The sequence below is a fragment of the Citrobacter sp. CK206 genome (genome assembly GCF_030333125.1).
Classification (GTDB): domain Bacteria; phylum Pseudomonadota; class Gammaproteobacteria; order Enterobacterales; family Enterobacteriaceae; genus Citrobacter_B; species Citrobacter_B koseri.
Genome location: NZ_JAOWGM010000021.1, coordinates 646,070 through 670,005 on the forward strand (window position 1 = coordinate 646,070; position 23,936 = coordinate 670,005).

The 23,936-nt window shown below is 53.5% G+C and carries 22 protein-coding genes and 1 pseudogene; 6 read left to right on the forward strand and 17 right to left on the reverse strand.

The window, feature by feature from the left end; translation table 11 throughout:
- Positions 1 to 14 precede the first annotated feature (14 nt).
- Positions 15 to 2,192, forward strand: a complete 2,178-nt coding sequence (gene dinG / locus OGX81_RS06100; protein ID WP_104868884.1) for an ATP-dependent DNA helicase DinG — start codon at positions 15 to 17, stop codon at positions 2,190 to 2,192.
- Here dinG and OGX81_RS06105 read toward each other — a convergent pair.
- The 5 genes from OGX81_RS06105 to OGX81_RS06125 form a co-directional block, all read right to left on the reverse strand.
- A complete protein-coding gene (locus OGX81_RS06105) occupies positions 2,179 to 2,682 on the reverse strand; it encodes a fimbrial protein (protein ID WP_104869153.1) in 504 nt (167 codons plus the stop codon). The genes dinG and OGX81_RS06105 overlap by 14 nt on opposite strands.
- 5 nt (positions 2,683 to 2,687) lie before the next feature.
- Positions 2,688 to 3,677, reverse strand: a complete 990-nt coding sequence (locus OGX81_RS06110; RefSeq protein WP_049011137.1) for a fimbrial protein — start codon at positions 3,675 to 3,677, stop codon at positions 2,688 to 2,690.
- A 22-nt stretch (positions 3,678 to 3,699) separates the two neighbouring features.
- Positions 3,700 to 6,243, reverse strand: coding sequence for a fimbria/pilus outer membrane usher protein (locus tag OGX81_RS06115; RefSeq protein ID WP_146209153.1), 2,544 nt, complete (start codon positions 6,241 to 6,243; stop codon positions 3,700 to 3,702).
- A 30-nt stretch (positions 6,244 to 6,273) separates the two neighbouring features.
- Positions 6,274 to 6,948: a fimbrial biogenesis chaperone gene (locus OGX81_RS06120; protein ID WP_104868883.1), complete on the reverse strand. Its 675-nt coding sequence runs from the start codon at positions 6,946 to 6,948 to the stop codon at positions 6,274 to 6,276.
- Between the two features lie 69 nt (positions 6,949 to 7,017).
- Complete coding sequence (locus tag OGX81_RS06125) at positions 7,018 to 7,554, reverse strand: fimbrial protein (protein ID WP_047457960.1); 537 nt, start codon at positions 7,552 to 7,554, stop codon at positions 7,018 to 7,020.
- Between the two features lie 253 nt (positions 7,555 to 7,807).
- Between OGX81_RS06125 and ybiB the strand changes: the two genes are divergently transcribed.
- Positions 7,808 to 8,776, forward strand: coding sequence for a DNA-binding protein YbiB (gene ybiB, locus OGX81_RS06130; protein ID WP_012133171.1), 969 nt, complete (start codon positions 7,808 to 7,810; stop codon positions 8,774 to 8,776).
- 121 nt (positions 8,777 to 8,897) lie between these two features.
- Here the strand turns inward: ybiB and ybiJ are convergent, their stop codons facing one another.
- The 3 genes from ybiJ to mcbA all read right to left on the reverse strand — a co-directional run bounded on the left by ybiJ (position 8,898) and on the right by mcbA (position 10,165).
- Positions 8,898 to 9,158: a DUF1471 family protein YbiJ gene (gene ybiJ / locus OGX81_RS06135; protein WP_012133170.1), complete on the reverse strand. Its 261-nt coding sequence runs from the start codon at positions 9,156 to 9,158 to the stop codon at positions 8,898 to 8,900.
- Between the two features lie 287 nt (positions 9,159 to 9,445).
- The gene (locus OGX81_RS06140; protein WP_047457957.1) at positions 9,446 to 9,712 is read right to left on the reverse strand and encodes a DksA/TraR family C4-type zinc finger protein; all 267 of its coding nucleotides are present in this window, start codon (positions 9,710 to 9,712) and stop codon (positions 9,446 to 9,448) included.
- 192 nt (positions 9,713 to 9,904) lie between these two features.
- Positions 9,905 to 10,165: a DUF1471 family periplasmic protein McbA gene (gene mcbA / locus OGX81_RS06145; protein ID WP_012133167.1), complete on the reverse strand. Its 261-nt coding sequence runs from the start codon at positions 10,163 to 10,165 to the stop codon at positions 9,905 to 9,907.
- Positions 10,166 to 10,451: 286 nt separating this feature from the next.
- Between mcbA and rlmF the strand changes: the two genes are divergently transcribed.
- On the forward strand, positions 10,452 to 11,378 hold the full coding sequence (gene rlmF / locus OGX81_RS06150) for a 23S rRNA (adenine(1618)-N(6))-methyltransferase RlmF (RefSeq protein WP_047457955.1): 927 nt from the start codon (positions 10,452 to 10,454) through the stop codon (positions 11,376 to 11,378).
- Here rlmF and ybiO read toward each other — a convergent pair.
- The 6 genes from ybiO to rhtA form a co-directional block, all read right to left on the reverse strand.
- Positions 11,375 to 13,609: a mechanosensitive channel protein gene (gene ybiO, locus OGX81_RS06155; RefSeq protein WP_187305268.1), complete on the reverse strand. Its 2,235-nt coding sequence runs from the start codon at positions 13,607 to 13,609 to the stop codon at positions 11,375 to 11,377. The genes rlmF and ybiO overlap by 4 nt on opposite strands.
- A gap of 118 nt (positions 13,610 to 13,727) precedes the next feature.
- Positions 13,728 to 14,450, reverse strand: a complete 723-nt coding sequence (gene glnQ / locus OGX81_RS06160; RefSeq protein WP_012133163.1) for a glutamine ABC transporter ATP-binding protein GlnQ — start codon at positions 14,448 to 14,450, stop codon at positions 13,728 to 13,730.
- Positions 14,447 to 15,106: a glutamine ABC transporter permease GlnP gene (gene glnP / locus OGX81_RS06165; protein ID WP_286487534.1), complete on the reverse strand. Its 660-nt coding sequence runs from the start codon at positions 15,104 to 15,106 to the stop codon at positions 14,447 to 14,449. The genes glnQ and glnP overlap by 4 nt, the downstream gene beginning before the upstream one ends.
- A gap of 95 nt (positions 15,107 to 15,201) precedes the next feature.
- Positions 15,202 to 15,948 carry a glutamine ABC transporter substrate-binding protein GlnH gene (glnH, locus tag OGX81_RS06170; protein ID WP_012133160.1) on the reverse strand — a complete coding sequence of 249 codons (747 nt, stop codon included), beginning with the start codon at positions 15,946 to 15,948 and terminating at the stop codon, positions 15,202 to 15,204.
- Positions 15,949 to 16,312: 364 nt separating this feature from the next.
- Positions 16,313 to 16,816, reverse strand: coding sequence for a DNA starvation/stationary phase protection protein Dps (gene dps, locus OGX81_RS06175; RefSeq protein WP_012133159.1), 504 nt, complete (start codon positions 16,814 to 16,816; stop codon positions 16,313 to 16,315).
- Positions 16,817 to 17,121: 305 nt separating this feature from the next.
- Positions 17,122 to 18,006 carry a threonine/homoserine exporter RhtA gene (rhtA, locus tag OGX81_RS06180; RefSeq protein WP_012133156.1) on the reverse strand — a complete coding sequence of 295 codons (885 nt, stop codon included), beginning with the start codon at positions 18,004 to 18,006 and terminating at the stop codon, positions 17,122 to 17,124.
- Positions 18,007 to 18,359: 353 nt separating this feature from the next.
- Between rhtA and ompX the strand changes: the two genes are divergently transcribed.
- On the forward strand, positions 18,360 to 18,875 hold the full coding sequence (gene ompX, locus OGX81_RS06185) for an outer membrane protein OmpX (protein ID WP_012133153.1): 516 nt from the start codon (positions 18,360 to 18,362) through the stop codon (positions 18,873 to 18,875).
- 151 nt (positions 18,876 to 19,026) lie between these two features.
- Here ompX and OGX81_RS06190 read toward each other — a convergent pair whose 3' ends face one another.
- Positions 19,027 to 20,613, reverse strand: coding sequence for a phosphoethanolamine transferase (locus OGX81_RS06190; protein WP_104868881.1), 1,587 nt, complete (start codon positions 20,611 to 20,613; stop codon positions 19,027 to 19,029).
- 288 nt (positions 20,614 to 20,901) lie between these two features.
- Positions 20,902 to 21,030, reverse strand: a complete 129-nt coding sequence (gene mntS, locus OGX81_RS06195; protein WP_047457949.1) for a manganase accumulation protein MntS — start codon at positions 21,028 to 21,030, stop codon at positions 20,902 to 20,904.
- Between the two features lie 186 nt (positions 21,031 to 21,216).
- Here mntS and mntR point away from each other — a divergent pair, with 186 nt between their 5' ends.
- Together mntR and OGX81_RS06205 are read left to right on the forward strand one after the other, a co-directional pair.
- A complete protein-coding gene (gene mntR / locus OGX81_RS06200; RefSeq protein WP_012133150.1) occupies positions 21,217 to 21,690 on the forward strand; it encodes a manganese-binding transcriptional regulator MntR in 474 nt (157 codons plus the stop codon).
- Positions 21,687 to 22,797: pseudogene (locus tag OGX81_RS06205) on the forward strand (anion transporter). Before mntR ends, OGX81_RS06205 begins: the two are co-directional and overlap by 4 nt.
- Before the next feature lie 80 nt (positions 22,798 to 22,877).
- Here the strand turns inward: OGX81_RS06205 and ldtB are convergent.
- Positions 22,878 to 23,798 (reverse strand): L,D-transpeptidase, encoded by a 921-nt coding sequence (gene ldtB / locus OGX81_RS06210; protein WP_012133148.1) that lies wholly within the window; start codon positions 23,796 to 23,798, stop codon positions 22,878 to 22,880.
- Positions 23,799 to 23,936 lie beyond the last annotated feature (138 nt).

Sequence of the window (23,936 nt, forward strand, 5' to 3'; positions counted from 1 at the left end):
TTTCAGGTTTTCTCATGGCATTGACCGCTGCGCTTAAAGCGCAAATCGCCGCCTGGTATAAGGCGCTTCAGGAGCAGATCCCCGACTTTATCCCCCGTGCGCCGCAGCGGCAGATGATTGCCGATGTCGCCAAAACGCTGGCGGGTGAAGAAGGGCGTCATCTGGCGATTGAGGCGCCGACCGGGGTCGGGAAAACCCTCTCTTACCTTATTCCCGGTATCGCCATTGCCCGCGAAGAACAAAAAACGCTGGTGGTGAGCACCGCCAACGTGGCGTTGCAGGATCAGATCTACAGCAAAGATCTCCCGCTGTTGCGCAAAATCATTCCTGACTTGCAGTTTACCGCCGCGTTTGGTCGTGGGCGCTATGTTTGCCCGCGTAATCTGGCGGCGTTGGCCAGCAGCGAACCGAATCAACAGGATCTGCTCGCGTTTCTGGATGACGAACTGACGCCGAATAACCAGGAAGAGCAAAAGCGCTGCGCCAGGCTAAAGGGCGATCTTGACAGCTACAAATGGGACGGGTTGCGCGATCATACCGATATCGCCATTGACGACGCGCTCTGGAAGCGCCTGAGCACCGATAAAGCCAGTTGCCTGAACCGCAATTGCCATTACTACCGCGAATGCCCTTTTTTTGTCGCCCGACGGGAAATCCAGGAAGCTGAAGTGGTGGTGGCGAACCATGCGCTGGTGATGGCGGCGATGGAGAGCGAAGCGGTGCTGCCGGAGCCGAAAAATCTTCTGCTGGTGCTGGACGAAGGCCACCATCTGCCGGATGTCGCGCGCGACGCGCTGGAGATGAGCGCTGAGATCTCCGCCCCCTGGTATCGCCTGCAACTGGATCTGTTCACTAAGCTGGTGGCGACCTGCCTGGAACAGTTCCGCCCGAAAACCACGCCGCCGCTGGCGAATCCTGAGCGCCTGAATGCGCACTGCGAAGAGTTGTACGAACTGATTACCTCGCTCAACAACATCCTGAATCTGTATATGCCCGCGACGCAGGACGCTGAGCACCGCTTTGTGATGGGCGAGTTACCGGATGAGATCATGGCGATCTGCCAGCGGCTGGCGAAGCTGACGGAAATGCTGCGTGGGCTGGCAGAGCTGTTCCTTAACGATCTCAGCGAGAAAACCGGCTCGCACGATATTGTGCGCCTGCACCGGGTGATTTTGCAGATGAACCGCGCGCTGGGCATGTTTGAGGCGCAAAGCAAGCTCTGGCGGCTGGCGTCGCTGGCGCAGTCTTCCGGTGCGCCGGTCTCGAAGTGGGCCACGCGGGAGGCGCGCGATGGGCAGATACACGTCTGGTTCCACTGTGTGGGCATTCGCGTCAGCGATCAGCTTGAAAGGCTGCTCTGGCGCAGCGTGCCGCATATTATTGTAACGTCGGCGACCCTGCGTTCGCTTAACAGCTTCTCGCGCTTGCAGGAGATGAGCGGCCTGAAGGAGAAAGCGGGCGATCGCTTTGTGGCGCTGGACTCCCCCTTTAATCATGTGGAGCAGGGTAAAATTGTCATTCCGCAGATGCGCTATGAACCGTTGATTGATAACGAAGAGCAGCATATTGCGGAGATGGCGGCCTATTTCCGTCAGGCGCTGGAAAGCAAAAAACACCACGGCATGTTGGTTTTGTTTGCCAGCGGACGGGCGATGCAGCGCTTTCTGGAGCATGTGACCGATTTGCGTCTTTTGCTGCTGGTTCAGGGCGATCAGCCGCGCTATCGCCTGGTGGAACTGCACCGTAAGCGGGTGGCGAACGGCGAGCGCAGCGTGCTGATTGGCCTGCAATCTTTTGCCGAGGGGTTGGATCTGAAAGGCGACCTGCTGACTCAGGTGCATATTCACAAGATTGCGTTTCCTCCCATCGACAGCCCGGTGGTGATCACCGAAGGCGAGTGGCTGAAAAGCCTGAATCGCTACCCGTTTGAAGTGCAGAGCCTGCCAAGCGCGTCGTTTAACCTGATCCAGCAGGTGGGCCGTTTGATTCGTAGCCACGGCTGCTGGGGAGAGGTGGTGATTTACGACAAGCGTCTGTTAACCAAAAGCTACGGGCAGCGTTTGCTGAATGCGCTCCCGGTATTTCCGATTGAACGCCCGGAAGTGCCGGAGGTAAAAAAACGCCCGACAAAAGTGGTTGCCGGGCGTAAAAAAAGCATCCGTGCGAAGGGGCGCTCTCCTACTGATAGGTAAACGTGACCTGTATGACACTATCGAACGAGCCCGCGCTGACGGGCATGGACGTGGCGTAATAGCGGGCGGCTAACGGGAAAGTGGCCGTGTGATCGCTTTGGTTGATCAGCACGTTAAAGCTTGCCTGCGGGGCGATGAGAATATTGTCCTGCCGATCGGCCAGCTCCAGCGCAAGCCCTTTCGCATTGCCGCTGTTGGCAAATTTGGTCGGGTGTACGCTATCGGCCTGTCCGTAAAAAAACGCGTTGGCCAGCGTGAGTGTTTTTGGGCAATGCGTTACTTCCAGGGAAAACGCTTTCCATTCGCCGGTATCGCCTACGTCTTTGAAATCACTCGATGACGCCTGCCCCAAATCGACGGTTAAATCTTTACTGGCGCTGTCCACGGAGCAGGTGTTGGCATAGATGTTACCCACCATTTGCACCTGGATATCATCTGCGCAGGCATACGTCATCAGACCTGCGGTGAGTAAGAAAACCATTTTTTTCATCGCGATCACTTATAGGCCAGCGTAATCGTGGCGACGGTATTTGCCGGGCCTGGCGTAACGTCGTCGCTGATTTGCTCATAGCGGACCTGGAACGGAATATCCAGCGTTTCGTTGGCTTTTGCCTCGCTTTGCGTGTTGACGTAGTTGTCGAAGGTGGCGATATTGCCATCAAACAGCATTCTGACGCCGACGCCGGTCGCCATCCCACTTTGCTGAGTCAGCTTCATCACGCCGGCAAAACCCGATTCGTAGCCATTCGCACTGGTGATCTTCACTTCAGGCTGTACGGTGGAATTACAGTTGACCGTAACGTTAAAATTCTGTGCTGGCATCGAGAGGGTGCCTACTCCCATAAAATCACTGATCGGAAAGTCGCCCAGATTGACGGTCAGGTTTTTCGGTAACACGGAGCAGGTTACGGTTTCAAGATCCACATTGCCGGCATAGGCAATGTGGTTAGGACTCCCGATACCTTCGTGACCAAACACGCCAATCCCAAACTCTGTTTGCGCCTGCACCAGTGTACCGGAGGTCACGTCACTGCCGGTTTTCACCAGCTCAAGCGTGACGTTGAAGTTAAATGACTGCTGCCCATCGCTGGATACATAACCGATCGGCGTGCCGCGTGAATCGCACTGTACGCCGCCTGCGCCGCTGATCCGCTGGCCTTGCTCGTTCATCAGCGCGATGCCAACGCCGGGCACCCCAGAGTCGTACACCCCTCTCAGGCCTGGTATCTCAGCGCCTGTTCCGTAATAGCAGGAGACAATTTCCAGACCGCTATCAATACTTTGATCGCACTGTCCGGCAACGTGTACGGTTTGCTCTGTTCCTGGAATGGTCTCACCAATCGCCAGCGTCGTCGGTACGGAAACAGATGCCACATTGATCATTTTGGGCATATCCGGCGTTGTGCAGGCCGCCTTTGCATGCGGCATAAACAAGGCTGCGCTGGCCAAAATCAGGAGGAAAAAACACTGTTTAATCATTTGCATAATGTTGAGTCTGCATGGTGAATCAATGACACTGCGCGGCAGCGTTAATGATGCTGGTTTTATGTCTCTCATCCGTTAGCGTGTACTCTGCGATGCAGTGTTCGCTGGCATCCTGACCCCACGACACGAAGAGCGTTCCGTGCTGAGGTAAACCGGAGAGATAAGTCTGACCGCCGTTGCCAACAATAAACTCGCTGTCTTTATCGTCGGTGGTGACGGTTGCGCCAAAGGGCAACGGCTTACCGTTTTGCGTGAGCATCATTAAAACCCTGCTGCCCACGCGGGTGTTAAAACTGGCGCGGACTACCGCGCCGCGCGTTGGGGTTACTATTCGCGCGGCATGGGTTACGTCGGCATCGTCTGGCAGTGTTTCTGTGTCCAGGGCAATCGTGTTGTGGCGGTAGGCTGATACAAATGGCACAACGGTATAGCCGCGAAAATCGGTTTTGACGCCGGTCTGATTGGTAATGTGTGTGCTATGTGTTCCCGGTGCTTTCACCAGCGCGATGGTTTCACCGAGCGGTTGCGTCAGAGTGATGCCGTTGGCGTGCGCCACAACGCCGCCTTGCAGACCCATATTAACGCTCCGTTGATGGCTGTCCTGGCTGACGCCGCCGCTCACTTCGCCATAGGTTCCTTTGTAATCGGCATTCATACTGGTTGAGTTGCCGCTTCCGGTATTGCTCACGCCTTCCTGGATATTCCAGTTCAGGTTGTCTTCGGCCAGAGCAGTACCGTTAAGGCCAATGTTTTGCGTGGCGCCGTCTTGACTGTTGTTCAGGTTGTACGTCGCCCAGGTGTTGTGCATCCAGTGGTCGAGTGGAACCGAAACGCTCAGCGCGAACTGGTTGTCATGGGTAACGGACTCACCGTTTTCATCGCTGTCGCTGGTGTTTTTGTTCATGCTGTAACTCAGGCTATAGCTCACGCCATGCCAGCTGTTGTTGTAGCTGAGGCTCATGGAGGTCATATCCTGGCGCTGGCTCCAGTAGGTCTCTTTGACCAGACTCAGCGTAAAAGACCCCCAGCTTTCGCCGAGCGTCTGATCGACAGTGGCTTCGGTACGCGCGCGGCGCTGCTGCGGGGCGGACCAGTCGCTGGCGCGGGTATAGGACTCCATTGTGTCTTCCAGGGTGTAAAAACCCTTACTGTTATAGCGATACCCGGCCAGGGAAAAGTTGGTGCCTGCGCCTGCAAAATCTTTGCTGTAACGCACGCGCCATGACTGCCCCGTGCTGGCCTGCTGCTGTTTCAGCAATGCTTTGGCCCGCGTGACGTCGACAGAAAACGCGCCTAAATCCCCCAGGTTTTTCCCGGTGCCGATCGCCTGCGACTGGTAATGGCGGCTTTGCTGTACGCCGCCATAGGCGGTAAAACTATAAGGTAGGCCATAGATTGCGCTCCCCTGAGCAAATGGAGTTTGCTCGACGTCTTTGTCATAGGCGCGATAGCGACCGGCAGTTACGCTGTAGCGCAGATTTTTTTCACGCTGCAACACGGGTACGGAGGCATAGGGCACCACGAAATGGCTTTCGCTGCCGTCCGTCTCTTTGACGGTGACCTGCAAGTCGCCGCTGCTGCCCGTCGGGTAGAGATCGTTAATTTCAAATGCGCCTGGCGCTACGGTGTTCTGATAAATGACGTAGCCGTTCTGACGAACCATCACCAGGGCGTTACTGTGTGCGGTGCCACGGATAATCGGCGCATAGCCTTTTTCGCTATCCGGCAGCATGTCGCTGTCGGAATTGAGTTGTATGCCGGTATAAGGCACGCTGTCGAACACGTCCGCCGGAGAGGTGCTTTGCCCTACCGTGAGATCGCTTTTCATCGCCACGATATCGCGCTGCGCGTAGGTATAAACAGACGAGAATTTCTGCTGTTCGTCATGGCCCGTGATGTTACGATTCCAGGTTGAGTAATTGCGCACGCGCCAGGCGCCGATGTTGAACCCGGGACGCAGGTTGACATACTGGCTGCTATTATCCTGTTCACCCTGTCGGCGGGCGTCGCTCTGACTGGCGTTGGCGCTGTAGTTCAGTAGACCGGCGGTAATGCCTTCATCGAACGTTTTTGGGTCGATATAACCGCGCGGAATCTGGCCCAGCGCTGACTGGGGAATACTGAGCAATAGCTGCTGGTTGCGCACGCGAAACGTGGCGGAGGCGGCGGGAATGGCGCTTAAATCTGCGCATTTTCCTTGTGCCATGAGCCTCGGAAACGCCTTCGTTTTAATGCCGAGACTCTTTAAATCATCCAGGCTGAAACAGGGCTGGAGTGAACGGTTGCCCTTAACATCTTTCTGTAATTTAAATGTGACATCGCGGGTGTCGACTTTATTATTATCAATAAAGATTGATACCTGGTATTTTCCTGGTGCTTGTCCTGGACCTTTTTCATATACCGATAAATCGGTTTTTTCCTGTCGGGGATTATCAATATCCAGGAGCGCCGGGTTAAAATAATCATCTGCCCGCGTTTGCTGCGCAAAACAGAACACTGCCAGGCCACATAACAGGGGCAGCAGTGTGAATAATTTGCAGGAAAATGGCTTTTTATCGCGGTACATGATTATTTTAGTTGCCTGTGCGCCGTTATCTTAATGGACAGGCTTAGACCAGGTTCGGCTGATGCTGCCGTAATCAGTAATAATGGAATAGGTCACGGTGTTACCGTCAGTATTGGCGGGCAGAGCCATGTGGGTTGCCGTTTCAGGTACTGCCCAGGTCGCTTTACTGATTTTATGACCATTAATCATCACGCTCTGGAAATTCATATAAAACGGCGTCGGGTTATTGACGACCAGATCGTGACCTTCACGATACCATTCCAGTTTGTCAGCAACCTCTTCTGGCTTACCTTTCACGGAGGATGGGCGATACAATAATTTAATACGCGTGTTGATCGCGATTTGCAGGGTATTTACCCCCTCAACGTGTTTTGAGGATGGAATAGCCTTGATATTCAGCCAGTACAGCGATTCACGATCCTCGGGCAGATTGCCACCTGTGCGAATAACCCGCAGAACGTTGTCTTCTTTCGCATTCAGGCGAAACAGCGGCGGCGTAATCAGAAAGGGGGTGTTGCCCGGATTTTTACTGCCGGAATCGACCCAGGATTGTACCAGATAGTCCGTTGAATCTGGGTTTGAAAGACCAAGCGAGGATTCCTTTTTGTCTCCCTGGTAAACAAGACGGGTGCCGTTAATAATAACGCCAGCATGCGCTGTCGCTGCTACCAGAAAAAGAGTGCTCAGTAAATAACCGTGACGCATAAATATTTCTCAGCATGAATAAAAGATATTAGCCCTGAAGAAAGGGCTAATATCTTCGGATGGATAATATCAGTTATAGATAACGGTAAAGGTAGATACGGAATTTGCCGGGCCGGCCGTAACGGCAGCCTGAGTCTGAATATAACGCGCTGCAAATTCCAGATCGTTTACCGTGCTTCCTGCCGTCAGTGGATATTGACGGGAAGGGGTATATAAGCTGACGGGTTGCTCTGACGAGTCGAGCAACTGAATTGCCACACCGGTAGCCGTCTCCGTGTCTGGCGTTAATGCCAGGGTCGTGCTGTTATCCGTATCCGGCGTACCGCCAAAATTAATGGCGGCAGAGGTCACCGTTTCCGGGCAGTCTTTTAGCTGAATATCGAATTTCGTTGGTGTGCTGGTAGAGCCTGCGCCAGAAAATACGGTTTTAGACACTCTGCCCAACTCGACATTTAGCGGGTTACTTAACCCATTAACGACCTGACAAGCGGAGTCAATGATTTCACCCGTAAAGTTAATCTGACCTTCGCCATTTGTTGCCGCAAATGCGGATGCGGAACATCCTACTGTTGCAGCGATGAATAAACCTAAAGCAACCTTGTTCATCATAAATCCTGGTGTATAAGTGGTGAAAACCAGCCTGAACGTTTTCACCGTGGACCCTCAATAACTCTTCGCCGGATATTTAATCAGATTGTTTACGGATTAGAATCGTGTATAAAAATCACAAATATTTGAACTAATGCTTGCGTTTTAATAATTACTACAAAAACAGGTGATTGATGGCTGAGATAAAAAACTAACGGCCGGGTCTCCAGAGGGGCTATATTGTTAAAAAAATGTCGCAGTGGAGAATGTCATGGATTATCGCAAAATCATCAAAGAGGTCGGTCGAGGTAAAAATCATGCCCGCGACCTGGATCAGGATACCGCGCGCGGCCTGTATACCCATATGTTGAATGGCGATGTGCCCGAACTGGAAATGGGCGGCGTGTTGATCGCGTTGCGTATTAAAGGGGAAGGCGAAGCGGAGATGCTGGGCTTTTATGAAGCCATGCAAAACCACACGATTACGCTTACGCCGCCGGTCGCCAAACCGATGCCGATTGTCATCCCCAGCTACAACGGGGCGCGCAAACAGGCGAACCTGACGCCGTTGCTGGCGATTCTGCTGCATAAACTGGGCTTTCCGGTGGTGGTACATGGCGTAAGCGAAGATCCGACGCGCGTACTGACGGAGACCATTTTCGAACTGATGGGGATTGCGCCGACGCTGCACGCCGGTCAGGCTCAGGCGAAGCTGGATGGGCACGAGCCGGTGTTTATTCCTGTCGGTACGCTGTGTCCACCGCTGGAAAAACAGCTGGCAATGCGCTGGCGGCTGGGCGTGCGTAACAGCGCGCACACGCTGGCGAAGTTAGCGACGCCGTTTGCGGAAGATGCCGCCTTGCGGTTGTCCAGCGTCTCGCACCCGGAGTACGTTCCGCGCGTCGCGAAATTTTTTGCCGACATCGGCGGGCGCGGTTTGCTGATGCACGGCACGGAAGGGGAGGTGTATGCCAATCCACAGCGTTGCCCGCAAATCAGCCTGATCGACCGTTCCGGCGTGCAGGTGCTTCAGGATCGCCAGAGCGAGATGCCCGACGAGCCGGTGCCGCTGCCTGCGGCAAAAGACCCGGAAACCACCGCCCGCTGGATTGAGCGCTGCCTGGCGGGAAGCGAGCCGATACCGGCTTCCCTGAAAATTCAGATGGCGTGCTGCCTGGTGGCTACGGGAGAAGCGGCGACGTTAACGGAAGGGCTTGCGCGGGTAGCGCAGCATTTTTAAACGTCAGGCAAAAAAAAGCCCGTCCAGTGGCGGACGGGCGAACAAGGGTAACACAGGTTCAATGAGGGTTGGAGCAGTGTGTCTGTCGGCAAACAGACGGGTATAACAGAAACGCGTGAAATTATTTGTAGATAACAGCAGTGCCGCTCATTTTGTTGTTGTTGGTTGCGGAAGTGATGCTATAACCGGTTGCGCCGGCAGCTGCCGCTTTCTCAGCCAGTTTCGCTTCCAGGCCATCCAGAGTGGTGGCGCCTTCCGCAGAAACAACACCGATTTTATTCATGCTTTGCGCCTGGGAAGCCGTTACCGGCTCGGCAGCGAAAACGCCAAATGACAGGGTAGACAGAGCGATAGCAGCAACAGCATATTTGATATTTTTCATGATTAATCTCTCGCAGGTTATTCTTGTGTAGTAAGACGTTATTCCGTCGATGTGATAAGTATCACGGTTTTTTGCGGGAGATAAAATCGAATAGAATTGACGTCATCCATCAAATAATTTGAATGACAAATAACTTATTGATTATTAATAAATTCAAAACATGGATTTACGCTTCTTGCCGTTTCACTTTACAGAAGAGAGAGTAACGGCACATTTTGCCACGCAGAAGGTGAAAAAGCATGAGAGTAAAAGAACATGCTTACGCTGTTGTTTTACGTAAAGAAAAGTTAGCGTAACTGGCTGTCTTTCGATCCTCTGCGATTATATCCTGAGAATGTTGCGTTATGTAAATCTTTCTCCTGCTGGCAGGCAATGCATAGCCTTACTCCCGGAACGGCTTTACGCCGCGCTTCCGGGATAGGATCGCCGCACTCTTCACACTCATACAGGCTTTCGCCTTGAGGAATTTCGCCGCGAGCGCGGGCGACAGCATCTTCAATGGTATTGTTGATTTGTTCATTAACGGCGTCGTCGTTCGCCCACCCGGATGCCATATACCTGTTCCTCCCCCTTTATTCCACACGGTAAGTGTAGTGAATATGGGGTCAAAAATCGTACAGTCAATAGCGCAGAAGCAGGCCGGTATATCAGTCAGCGAAAAACGTCAGCGAATGAAAAAGACGGGGGGACGTTTTCCATGCTAAGGAAAACTGCATTCGGTGGGAATGCAGTTACCTGGTAGGGGGTTATTTGTAGATAGTGGCAGTGCCATACATTTGGTTATCGCCACCGGCAGAATTGACGACAAAACCTTTGGCGCCTTGTTCACGCGCTTTTTCTGCCAGTTTATTTTCAAGTTCGCTCAGCGTCGTCGCGCCCGTTGCTGAGACGGTCCCGGCGGGTCTGAGCTGGCCTGCTTCTGAGCTGCTAAGCGGCTGCGCGGCGAATGCACTAAAACTCATGCCAGTGAGCAGAGCAGCAGCCAGTACGGTGAGGCATTTTTTCATAACGGCATCCTCTTAGAAACAACAGGTGGTGCCTCATAAGTTTAGGACGTTGATGACGCAAAATTAACGCAAAAAATTGATTATGATGTGCTTGTTTTTTGAACGATATTTTTTGACGAATATTGACAAATCAATGACATACAGATTGTTGATTTTCCAGGATTTTGTCGCTAAGCCTGCGGAGCGACCCGTGTTCGTTTGCGGTATAAGCGGGCTTTCTCCGTCAGGTTTGTTTACCACGTTGCGTTATGCGAGTATCTTACGCCGCTGCTAAAAGGAGAATGCCATGTCTGCCCAGAAACCGGGATTGCACCCACGTAATCGCCATCATCATCGTTACGATCTCGCGACGTTATGCCAGGTCACGCCAGAACTGGCGCAATTTCTTACCCGTACGCCTGCGGGTGAGCAAAGCGTTGATTTCGCGAATCCTCTGGCAGTCAAGGCGCTCAATAAAGCGCTGCTGGCGTATTTCTATCAGGTGGCAAACTGGGATATTCCCGAAGGCTTTCTGTGCCCGCCGGTGCCAGGCCGCGCCGATTATATTCACCATCTGGCGGATCTGCTGGGCGAAACCACAGGCGCGATTCCGGCGGATGCGAGCGTGCTGGATGTGGGGACAGGAGCGAACTGCATTTACCCGCTTATCGGCGTGCATGAATACGGCTGGCGCTTTACCGGCAGCGAAGTCCATGCGCAGGCGCTGGCCAGCGCCCAGGCGATCATCAGCGGCAACCCAGGATTAACCCGATCGATTCGTCTGCGTCGGCAGAAAGATCCTGCGGCAATCTTCAACGGCATCATTCATAAGAATGAACAGTATGACGCCACGCTGTGCAATCCGCCGTTCCACGATTCGGCGGCTTCTGCCCGTGCGGGAAGTGAGCGCAAACGTCGCAATCTGGGGCAGGATAAAAACGATGCCCTGAATTTTGGCGGCCAGCAGCAGGAACTCTGGTGCGAAGGCGGGGAAGTGGCGTTTATCAAAACGATGATCGCGGAAAGCCAGGCCTTTGGCCGCCAGGTGATGTGGTTCACCACGTTAGTGTCGCGCGGCGAAAATTTGCCGCCGCTGTACCGCGCGCTGACGGACGTCGGGGCGGTAAAAGTGGTCAAAAAGGAGATGGCCCAGGGGCAAAAGCAGAGCCGCTTTATTGCCTGGACCTTTATGGATGACGATCAGCGTCGCCGTTTTATGGCGCGTAAGCGCTAAAGCGTGGGTTCGCTCGGCGGCAGGGGGTCTGTCGCTGGCGCCTGACGGGTCGTCGGTGCGGGCAGTACCTGATACGTTTGCACCGGCGCGCGAACGCCCGCCAGATCGAAATGTTTTTTCACCTGGCTGTCGAGCGCGAAGCGTACCGTCCACTGTTTTAAGGGCAAGGTGGTAAAGGAGACCCGCAGCGTAAAAGCGGTATTGGTCAGCCCGACGATCCCGGAGAATGACGGTTCTCCGATAATCAACCCGCGAATATCTTCCGTCTCCATCACCGCAGCCACCGCGTCCTTCAATGCCTGATTGGCTTTATCCGCATCTTCATGGCGATCCACGTCATAGTTAGCCACGACCGAACCAATGCCGCGCACAAAGTTCGCGAAGGTGGTAATCGAAGACCACGGAATAATGTGGTACGCCCCGGTATCCTGACGCACGCCTACCGAGCGAATCGACATTCGCTCCACCGTACCGGTCAGCGGGCCGATAGTCACCAGATCGCCGGTATTCATCCCATTTTCAAACTGGATGAATACGCCGGTAATTATATCTTTCACCAGCGTTTGCGAACCGAACGAAATCGCCAGCCCCAGCGCCCCGGCGCCGGCCAGTAAGGGGGCAATGTTCACGCCAATCTCCGACAGCACGATCATGATAGTGATTGTACTGATGATCACCGCCAGGGCGTTACGAAACAGCGTAAGCAGGGTTCGGGTACGCGCGCTGGGCAAGGGGCGGCCGTGAATATCTGATGCCAGGCGGTTCTCGATCAGGCTGGCGAGGATGGTCCATCCGACCGCAGAGAAAAAGAGGATCAGCGCAATGCGGATCAGAATATCGACGGTTTTCTCTCCCGCGCCGTTGTGCAGCCAGTTCCAGAAGTCGAATAACCCCCAGGCGTTGAGCAACAGCATGATCGCCACGCAAACCGTCAGGATTCGCGCGGCTTTCAGGGCGGTTGACAGCCAGCCGTTCAGCCGTTTTTGCAGCTCAGGGTAGTTGCGCTGCGTAGGGGGCGACAGCGTAATGGTTTTGGCTATCCAGCGTGAGAACATGCCGGAAACAAACGCGGCGACACCGATAATGAGCAGGCTGCGTACCGTCGCGCCCATCATAAACTTCAGGCTGTTGCCCGGGTCGAACAATGAGAAGAAAAACAGCACGATAAAATAGGCGCTGGCCAGCCAGTGCCACACCAGCGCGAAGGCGCGAATAAACAGACTGAAAAAGGCCAGCGACCGTTCCGCGAGATTCAGCAGATGTTGGGTGATCTCTTTTTTGTTTTTGAAGATCAGATACAGCGCCCACAGCGTAATGCACAACATGATGATGACGTTCGCCATCGCGCCGACCTGGACGTTGACCTGGTTGGAGATAATCGGCACGGCGACGATCAGACCATAGCCGATCAGGCTACTGAGCGAACTCAGACGGCGATTCCAGTAGCGCGCGCTGGCGTCCTGAATCGTGAACGGACGCAACTCCGCTACGTTAGGGCAAAAGATCAGACGCAGAATGGCTTTGAAAAACTCAATCAGGGCAAACGCGTTCAGGAACAGACTTTGTTGAAAGGCGATGGTTCGGCTGCCGGCGTTCATTCTGTCGCTCAGTATCTGCCCGACAAACAGGGTCAGCGCCAGCAGGAGCAGATCGATGATAAATGCGCCGATAATCATTGCGGGAAGCTGTAGCCAGTTGCTGCGGTCGCGATTTTTTTTGCGCGCCCACTGACCCATTTTGCGATACAGCGGCAGTGCGCAAAGTCGTATCAGCCAGTAAAAGACAAACACCGAGGCTGCCAGCATCAGGAAGTGGGTCAGGGCATTGGTAAATGCCTGCGTGTTAAACGGCTTATGCGGCGAGTCGGTGATGTTACGATAAAGCTGGGCAAAGCGCCCGGAGAGGGCTTCTCCGTAACGCCGGCTGATGTCGGTTACGTTCTCCAGCACCGTTTTTTCTTCCGTAACCGTGGGCGGCGTTATCGTGGGGACGGGCTCTGGCGGCGGCGTGGCGGCGACTTTTCGTAGCTGGTCGATGAGCTCCTTGCGAGAGGTCTCGTTCTCCAGCACATCCGCCAGCGCCGCGTAGGCGGCTTTCTTTTGTTCGACATCGGGTTCAGCCGCAGGCGCGGCCTCCTGACTGCCTGAGGCGTCCGTTGTGACGCCGGGGATCGCGACCGCATGCGCGGGGGCGCCCAGCAGTAAAAAGAGGATGAACAGGATCCGCCGCATGACTCCTCCTGTGAGAAATATAAGCAAAAAGATAAGTATAGATGCTTAAAGGGGAGGGATTTGAAATGGGAGGATTCCGGGGAAACCCTCCCTTCCGGGCGGAAGGGAGGGGCGTGCCTCAGGAAACGTGCTGCAAGAACTCCTGCAAACGCTGGCTGGGTGGATTTTCAATCAGGGTTTGCGGATTACCGTCTTCCGCAATGCGCCCTTTATCGATGAAGATCAGACGGGAGGCCACTTTCTCGGCAAAGCCGATTTCGTGGGTCACAATGACCATTGTCATCCCTTCTTCCGCCAGATCCTGCATGACTTTCAGCACTTCGTGACGCAGTTCCGGGTCCAGCGCGGAGGTCGGTTCATCAAACAGCATCATTTTCGGCTTCACCGCCAGCGCGCGGGCAATCGCCACACGCTGCTGCTGACCGCCGGAAAGTTCGGAAGGGTAGTGATGCGCACGCTCTGCCAGCCCGACTTTCGCTAATAACTCTTTGGCCTGCTTTTCGGCATCTTCTTTCTTCGCGCCGCGCACGCGCAGCGGCCCGAACATGACGTTTTCCAGCGCCGTCAGATGCGGGAAGAGATAGAACTGCTGGAACACCATGCCGGCTTCCTGACGGATTAACCGCTCATCCACCTTCGGATCGTTCACTTTCAGACCATCAACAATCAACTCGCCGGACGTGATCTCTTCCAGTTTGTTGATGCAGCGCAGCAGAGTGGACTTCCCGGAGCCGGATGGCCCGATGATGACCACCACTTCACCCTGTTTGATGTTCAGATCAATATTGTGCAGCACCTGGGTTGGCCCAAAATGCTTGGAGACGTTTTTAAATTCAATCACAGGATTTTCATCCTTCTTTCCAGACGACGCAGAATGAAACTCAGCACCAGCGTAATGATCAGATAGAACACCGCAACGGCACTCCAGATTTCCAGCGCGCGGAAGTTACCGGCGATGATTTCCTGCCCCTGACGAGTCAGTTCAGCGACGCCGATAACAATAAACAGCGAGGTATCTTTGATGCTGATAATCCACTGATTACCGAGCGGCGGCAGCATACGGCGCAGCGCGAGCGGTAAAATAACGTGGCGAATGGTTTCGCCGCGAGACAGCCCTAACGCCAGGCCCGCTTCGCGAAAACCTTTGTGGATAGACAGCACCGCACCGCGCGTGATTTCTGCAATGTACGCGCCCGAGTTAATCATGATGGTGATAACGGCAGCGCTGAAGGGATCAATTCGCAGATCGTTAAACGCCATCGGCAGCGCGAAGTAGATAAACATCACCTGCACAACGATAGGCGTACCGCGAATCACTTCGATAAAGACCAGCGCAACGTGGTTGGCGATCCAACCACCAAAGGTGCGCGCAAAACCCGCAAGCAGCCCGATGACCAGGCCGCCAGCCAGACCAAGGATTGAAATCCACAGGGTCATTTTGGCGCCTTCAATCAACAGCGGGATGGCGGGCCAGATGGCACTCCAGTCAAACTCCATAAATTGTTCCTGTTACCGTGGTGAAAATACTCAAAGGCCTGTACGCCCGGTAAGCGCAAGCGCCACCGGGCGTAACGAGCTAAAATACAGCGTTATTATTTAGGTTCAGTACCGAACCATTTTTTGTAGATTTCGTTATAGGTGCCGTTTTCACGCAACGTTTTCAGCGCGCCGTTCACTTTCTCACGCAGTTCGTCGCTGCCTTTCGGGAAGGCGATGCCGTATTGCTGCGCTTCCAGAGACTCACCTACCGCTTTGAACTGACCATTGCCCGCGGTTTTGATGAAATAGAGGATGTTTGGCGTATCGTGCAGAACGGCGTCTGCGCGGTTGGTGCCCAGTTCCATGTAGGCGTTATCGATGTTCGGGAACTGACGCAGATCTTTGGTTTTGATGTTTGCTTTCGCGTAATCGACAGAACCGGTGCCGCTCTTCACCGCAACCACTTTGCCGTCGAGGTCTTTCACGCTTTTCACATCGTTGTTATTGGCTTTCACCATGACCAACAGACCGCTTTTGTAATAGCCGTCAGAGAAGTCGATCGCTTTTTTACGTTCGTCGGTGATCGTGATGCCTGCCAGCGCCAGGTCGACGTTTTTGGTTTGCAACGCCGGGATGATGCCGCTGAAATCCATCGGTTTCAGGGTGTAGTCCAGATTCAGCTCTTTCGCGACAGCGGCCCACAGATCCACATCAAAGCCAACGTATTTGTCGCCCTGTTTGAATTCAAACGGAACGAACGCCGTGTCGGTTGCCACGACGAGTTTCTTATCCGCGGCGTGAGAAGACACCGCAAAAGCCAGGGTAAGTGCAGCCAGTGAAACTTTTAATACAGACTTCATAGCATTTCCTTTTATATCCACGGGGCGATCCCCTGCGAGAACATATGGCGTAATGAAAGAATCGTGCCAATTATGCAACTCATTGTTTTAAAAAGAAGGCGTTTCATTTTAATGCACAATAAGCGTGGCAAAACTGACGGATTGCACCGTTTTGGGGCACTGATTTAGTGCAGACCGAATCGGGTGCAAACGGTATGACTATTTAGCGCAAAAATTGTTGCTAAAACAATCTCTCGTTAACGATTGTGTGAGGTGATTATTACAAATATTTTACTTTACGGCGGGGCGGAAGAAATTTGATGCACTATAAAAGTGCAAAACCCCCGCCGAAGCGAGGGTTCATAGGTCTTACTTATCATGCTGCTTATTCGATGTTGGCTTCGATGAACCACAGGAATTTATCGAGGTCGCGGGAAGCAGCGGTAAAGATATCAGCAGTGTCTTCGTCTTTGGCTTCGCTGATGGCTTTACGGACGTCATTGGCGACAACAGAGTAACGATCCGCCAGCTCTTTCAGGTGATCCTGAACGCTATGGATATCCAGCGGGTAGCTTTTCAGCGGTGTTTTGCTGTTAATCACTTGCGTTGTCCCTAATGCCACGCCACCCAGCTGTACGGCACGTTCTGCCATGGTATCAAGGTGGTCGGTCAGCGCTGTACGGAAGCCATCCAGCATCTCATGTACGGCAATAAAGTTAGCACCGCGCATATTCCAGTGAGCCTGCTTAGTGATCAGTGACAGGTCAATGAACTGGATCACCTGACGATTCAGCAACTCAACCGTCGCTTTCTTATCGCTGTCTGATACATCGTTGCGGGTATAAAGCAGATTAGACGCTTTCGTTTTTACCAGTTTAGCGGTACTCATAATCTCATATCCTCTTGATGTTTTGTGTCCCAGGTAATTAACGAAACTAAGTATAGCACCGGTTTTTCATTTTGCTTTTCTGTCTGTGCCTATCACTTTAATAGCGCAGAAAGTGTTTAATATTGAAAACGATTAAAAATCAATATGTTATTAAATTAAGCGTCAGCATGTTAATAATTCTCATTCACTATGAGCGATAAACATAAATAGGTTTGCAGACAGCAGAAAAATAGCGGAGATAATAATAATGAGAAGGATAAAAGCAATATTCTGCATGATTATGCAAATCATGCAGAATTGTAACGTTAATTAATGTCGACTTGCTGAATTTTCGTTTCTCGCCGGATGGTGAGCGTGGACCCCATCGAGGCGGCAATGATGGCGGCCAGGGCCAGAAGCTGCACCAGCGTCAGCGTTTCTCCCAGGAAAATCATCCCCGAAACGGCAGCCAGCGCGGGCTCCATGCTCATCAGCGTCCCAAACGTTCGCGTGGGCAGTCGCGTCAGCGCGATCATTTCCAGCGAGTAGGGCAGCGCCGTTGACAGCACGGCGACAGCCAGACCCAGTGGGAGAATCGACCAGTGCCATAATGCTTCTCCCGCCTGTAGTGCGCCAACCGGAACGAAAACGATCGCCGCAATGAGCGAGCCTACTGCCACGGTCGCGGGGCCGTGTTCTTCACCCGCCCGCTGCCCGGTCAGAATATAGATAGCCCAGCAGGCGCCTGCGCCGAGCGCCAGCGCGGCACCCGTTAAATCAACATGCGATACGCCCTGACCAAGCGGCAACAGGAACCAGAGTCCAAGCACGGCCAGCACAACCCAGATGAAATCGACAGGCCGTCTGGACGAGAACAGCGCGACCGCCAGCGGCCCGGTGAACTCCAGCGCAACGGCGATGCCGAGCGGCACCGTCTGAATCGACAGGTAAAACAGGTAGTTCATCCCGCCAAGCGACAGACCGTAAAACAGGAGCGGCAGCCGCTGTTCTCTGGCAAAGCGCAGACGCCAGGGCTTAAAGAACGCAATCAGGATTAGCGTGCCTAGTGCCAGACGCAGTGCGGTAACGCCCGGCGCCCCGACGAGAGGGAACAGCGATTTCGCCAGCGAGGCTCCGCTCTGAATAGAGGACATCGCAATGAGCAAAACCAAAATAGGCAGCCAGACTGGCTTACGTGACGACCCCGGCATCCTTTCTCCTGTCAATTAATGTCAATAGAAGTAAAAAAGGCAGTGTAATAGAAATAACCTCTGACGGTTGAGTATTCGTTGAAAAAAAATCCCGGAGAATCCGTAAAATATCGATGAATTGATGGATTAATAAACTGCGTAATTAGGAATTATCTGGATGAATGTACCATATTGTGCGCGTAATAATGGTGCGCTTCACCGGAAAAGTGATGTTATTTGAAAGAGATAGCGGGTTATGGAAATGTTCTGTTACACGAAAAGACCCGTTAGACATCGCGAATCGCAAAGAGTTTCTCATCAATTTTTGATATATTTATAACTTAGGATTTACTTGAAGCACATTTGAGGTGGTTATGAAAAAAATTGCATGTCTTTCAGCACTGGCCGCTGTTCTGGCTATTTCCGCAGGTACTGCTGTAGCTGCTACTTCTACCGTTACGGGTGGTTACGCTCAGAGCGATGCTCAGGGCGCAGCGAACAAAATGAACGGTTTTAACCTGAAGTATCGCTACGAGCAGGACAACAACCCGCTGGGCGTAATCGGTTCCTTCACCTACACAGAAAAAGATCGTACTAACGGTGCTGGCGATTACAACAAAACTCAGTACTACGGCCTCACCGCCGGTCCTGCTTACCGTCTGAACGACTGGGCAAGCATCTACGGTGTTGTTGGTGTGGGTTACGGTAAATTCCAGACTGCTGCCACCCCGGCTGACAAACACGACACCAGCGACTACGGTTTCTCCTACGGTGCCGGTTTGCAGTTCAACCCGATCGAAAACGTTGCGCTGGACTTCTCTTATGAGCAGAGCCGTATCCGTAACGTGGACGTCGGCACCTGGATCGCCGGTGTTGGTTACCGCTTCTAATCACTTCGGTGATATGAAAAATCCGCCCCGAGGGGCGGATTTTTTTTGTCTGATGTGTAGGCCGGATAAGGTATTTATGCCGCCATCCGGCAATGCCTGATGGCGACGCTGAGGCGTCTTATCAGGCCTACAACATTATCAGGACTACAGGTTAGCGCTGTTTGGTACTAAAAATATCCGTACCCAGATGGTTGTAATCCACCTTCTGCAACTTGAAGTTGGTGATGAAGACCGGTCCGGCTTTCTGCTCAGAGATAAAACGGTATTTGGTTTTAATCTCTTTCGCGCTGATCCCCGTCCATTGCGAGAAAAAGCCTAAGAAATCATTTGCCGAGCGGCGCGCTTTAATCACGCGATGCGCTTTGTCATCGCTGGAAAGTACCATAAACGGCACCTGAAAATTCTGCTGATACCTGTCGTCATGCGCCAGATACTGCACCTCTTTCCCGCGCTCTTTAAATGCGAGGCCATGATCCGAGAAGTAGACCATAGAGAAGCTGTCGCCGCTGTTACGCAACTGCGCGTACAGTTTTCCCAGCAACGCGTCCGTTTGGGTCATGGTGTACAGGTAGCAAGAGGTCTCTTTCGACTGCACGAAAACGTCGTATTTTCCCTGCGTGCGATCGCAGGCCTGCGGGTGCGAGCCCATCAGGTGCAGCACGATTAACTGCGGCTGCGTGCGTTCTGTCTCCAGTACCTGAGCGGTCATTTTTAACAGCGCATCGTCACGCGTATTCTTGTCAGCTTCGAAGTCTCCGCTTTTCAGGAAGTGCGCTTCATCGGCACGTTTCGCGATGCTGGCGATAGCCGTATCGTATTCGCCGATTTGCCCCTGATTCGAGAACCACCAGGTCTGGAAACCGGCACGGTTGGCCAGCGTCACAAAGTTATCCTGGAATTGCGGCTTGTTGTCGACCACGCGGTTGAGCGTTAAACCGAGCGATTTTTGCGTTGAGCCGCTGGCGGCAACGTAATCCATGAAAAAATAACCGTTGGCGGTACTGGCGAACGGGGTGTTATCCCAGTGACCGCCGAATGCGCCCATTGCGTCACGCCGCGCGCTTTCACCGATCACCACCACGTAGGTATGGTATCGGGGCTTAACCGCAGTGACCGTCCAGGTATCTTTCATCCCGGACAGCTTCGCCATCCGCTCTTGCTCCTCAATCACCTCATTGTTGTTGACGATGACATCCTTCACGAAGCGAAAAACCGGGTAGCCGGTGTCTTTTAATTTAAACACGCCGCCCCACGCCAGGTTTTGCACCGGCGCGACAAAGAAGGCGATGACGCTGAACAGCAGACACACGCTGTCCACAATGCGCCAGGCTTTTTTCTCCGTCTCTTGCTTACGGCGAACGGCAATCACGCCCAGCGCAAAGATAAAGAGGCCTACCAGATAGTTGTACCACGGGAAGATGGTCAGGATTTCGGTGGACTCTTCCACATTGGTCGAATGCAGCGCCAGCAGCGTATTAAAGTTTGGCGAGCCGTAGGCCTGGCCGAACGGAAAATACATGGCGGCGATCAGCGAGCATAGCCCGAACAACACCTTTTGCGCGCGCGGCGCGGTGCGCCAGAGCAACAGCAATAGGCAGGTAAAGGCCGCTGTATAGAACAGGCTAAACGGGTAGCCCGACGCGAGGTTAATCAGCAGCGACTGTAAAAAGTAGAAGCCAGTCCACGGGCTAATGGCCCTGCTGCGGGCAATAAGCGAGTCTTTGAGGGTTAAATTCATATGCCACTATTGCAAAAACGCCATGTGCTCACCCTGGCGTTAAGGGTCAATACCTGCCGGAAAGTGCGTGAAGAGGGGATGGGGTCCGCATCTGCGAGCCGCAATATATGCAGGGCTGCGCAACGATAGAGCGTGTGTATAAGAAGGTCAACTACTACAAGGAAAATGTTTTGCGAAGGGGGCAGCAAAACCGACAAAAAGAAAGGGTATTGAGATAAAACACAGCGCAGAGCGCGCCTTGATGCGAGAAGATGGCGTCAAAATGGAGCGGCGTACCGCGACGCCGCGTTATTTTGACGAGGGCTGATCCTGCTCGGGTTTGCCGTTGATCATGTCACACAGCATGGACAGCAGCATTAACCGTACTTTAAAGGGAGAGTGGCTAAACACGCGCATACACCTCTTAAATTCGTTCATAGAAACCTCCTGACTTTACGATCCCATCGATCCGTGAGGGATGCCTGCATTACATACAGATATAGCACAGGCTATATTATATAGCTATTGCTAAAACGTTAAATTTTTGAGCCTGTGCAACTCTGGTTTACAATGGGCCCACTCCAGCCAGATGCAATTAACGCGTCACAGTAACGAGGAAGCAGAATGAGTCGTCGCGCAGGTACGCCAACAACAAAAAAAGTGACGCAATTAGTGAATGTCGAAGAACACGTCGAAGGGTTCCGCCAGGTCAGGGAAGCGCATCGCCGTGAACTGATTGATGACTACGTTGAGCTGATTTCCGATTTAATTATCGAGGTCGGTGAAGCGCGTCAGGTTGATATGGCGGCGCGACTTGGCGTTTCCCAGCCGACGGTCGCCAAGATGCTCAAGCGTCTGGCGTCGGTAGGGCTTATCGAAATGATCCCCTGGCGCGGGGTATTCCTGACCGCAGAAGGCGAGAAGCTGGCGCAGGAAAGCCGTGAACGCCACCAGATCGTGGAAAACTTTTTACTGGTGCTGGGCGTCAGCCCGGAAATCGCACGCCGCGATGCGGAAGGGATGGAGCACCATGTAAGCCAGGAAACGCTTGAGGCTTTCCGCCTGTTTACGCAAAAGCACGGAACGCCTTCTGAATGAGTTTTCCTTTTCTGCGGGCATTAAGACGCGATCGTTTCCTGCTGTTATTACTCCTTGTCGGGGCCGGACTCAGCCTGTTCGTCCCGTTTACCCCCCCGCACCTGGCCGGGTGCAATTGACTGGCACACCATTATTACGCTGAGCGGTTTGATGCTGCTGACCAAAGGCGTTGAGCTGAGCGGATATTTTGATGTGCTGGGCCGCAGAATGGTTCGTCGTTTTAAAACGGAACGCCGTCTGGCAATGTTTATGGTGCTGGCGGCAGCGGTGCTGTCAACGTTCCTGACCAACGATGTGGCGCTGTTTATCGTCGTTCCGCTGACCATTACCCTGAAAAGACTGTGTGCGATTCCGGTAAACCGGCTGATTATCTTTGAGGCGCTGGCGGTCAACGCCGGTTCGCTGCTCACGCCGATTGGCAATCCGCAAAATATTTTGTTGTGGGGGCGTTCCGGTCTCTCATTTGCGGCTTTTGTCTGGCAGATGGCGCCGCTTGCCGCCGTGATGATGCTGACGCTGTTGGTGCTGTGCGGCCTTTGTTTTCCGGGGAAGGCGTTGCAGTACCATACCGGTACGCGCGCCCCTGAGTGGCAACCGCGCCTGGTGTGGAGCTGCCTTGGGTTGTATATCGTGTTTCTGACCGCGCTTGAACTGAAGCAGGAACTCTGGGGGCTGGCGATTGTGGCGGCAGGGTTCATCGTCCTGGCGCGCCGCGTGGTACTGAGCGTCGACTGGACGTTACTGCTGGTGTTTATGGCGATGTTTATCGACGTGCATTTATTGATACAGCTACCGGTGTTACAGGGCGTACTGCGCCATGTTGAAACGCTCTCTGCGCCGGGGCTTTGGCTGACTGCGCTCGGTCTGTCGCAGTTTATCAGCAATGTGCCCGCCACGATTTTATTGCTCAACTACGTTCCGCCGATCGCGTTGCTGGCCTGGGCGGTCAATATCGGTGGTTTTGGTTTGTTACCGGGATCGCTGGCGAATCTGATTGCATTGCGGATGGCAAATGATCGGCGTATCTGGTGGCGGTTTCATTGGTATTCGTTGCCGATGCTGCTCTGGGCGGCGCTGGTGGGATATGGATTGTTGCTGCTGAAGTGATGGCCCGATGGCGCTATGCTTATCGGGCCGACGCGGTAGGCCGGGTAAGGCGAGAGTCGCCACTCGGCACATTGCTCTGATCAGTTCAGACGAACCGGCATACCGGAACGGTTCTGAACGGCCTGCTCAACCACAGACTGATCGACATCAGGCTGGCTGGTGACGCTCTGAACGCTTTTGTTCAGGTTAATCGGTACGATCTCGCCGCCTTCGAACTGCGCTTCCGTGGTAGACAGAGGGTTATGGACTTCAATGTAACGGCTGCCATCTGGCTCAGTAGTCGCTTTCACCGGCTCGTCGATAAACTGTACGCGGGTGCCGACCGGCACATTTTCAAACAGGAACTTGATGTCGTCGTTACGCAGACGGACGCAGCCGTGGCTGACGCGCAGGCCGATACCGAAGTTGGCGTTGGTGCCATGAATCGCATACAGACGACCAATGTACAGCGCGTACAGACCCATCGGGTTATCCGGGCCAGCCGGCACGACGGCAGGCAGCGGTTCGCCCGCCGCGCGGTATTCGGCATGCATTTTCGCCGTCGGCGTCCAGGTCGGGCCTGCTTTCTTACGCTCAACTTTCGTTGTCCAGTTGATTGGCGTGTCTTTCCCTAACTGACCGATACCAATCGGCAGGACGATCACCGTGTTGGTGCCTTTCGGGTAGTAGTACAGACGCATTTCCGCACTGTTAATGACAATGCCTTCATGCACGGTGTCCGGCAGGATCAACTGCTGAGGAATGTTCAGCACCGTACCGCCTTTTGGCAGGAAGGTATCAACACCCGGGTTCGCTTCCAGCATGTTAGACAGCCCCATCTGGTATTCAGCCGCAAAATACTCCAGCGGTTGGGTATTGCCTTCCGGGATAGTGATCACCTGGTTTTGACCAACGACGCGACTGCCATCGGTCGGTAAAGGATAAGTCACCGCTGAGGCGGTGCTGCAAAAGCCAACTACAGCGAGGGCCGCCGCGAAAAACGTTGTTAATTTCATATTCATGTTATGCGAGATTCAGTGCCTGGCAGGCTATTGGGTTGAGAATTCTGTCATGTTGGGAGCGCATTATATGTGCATTCCCGTTAAGTGGGAATTCAGATGTGTACGAAATCACATTTTTTTCCCGTGAGGACAATTTTA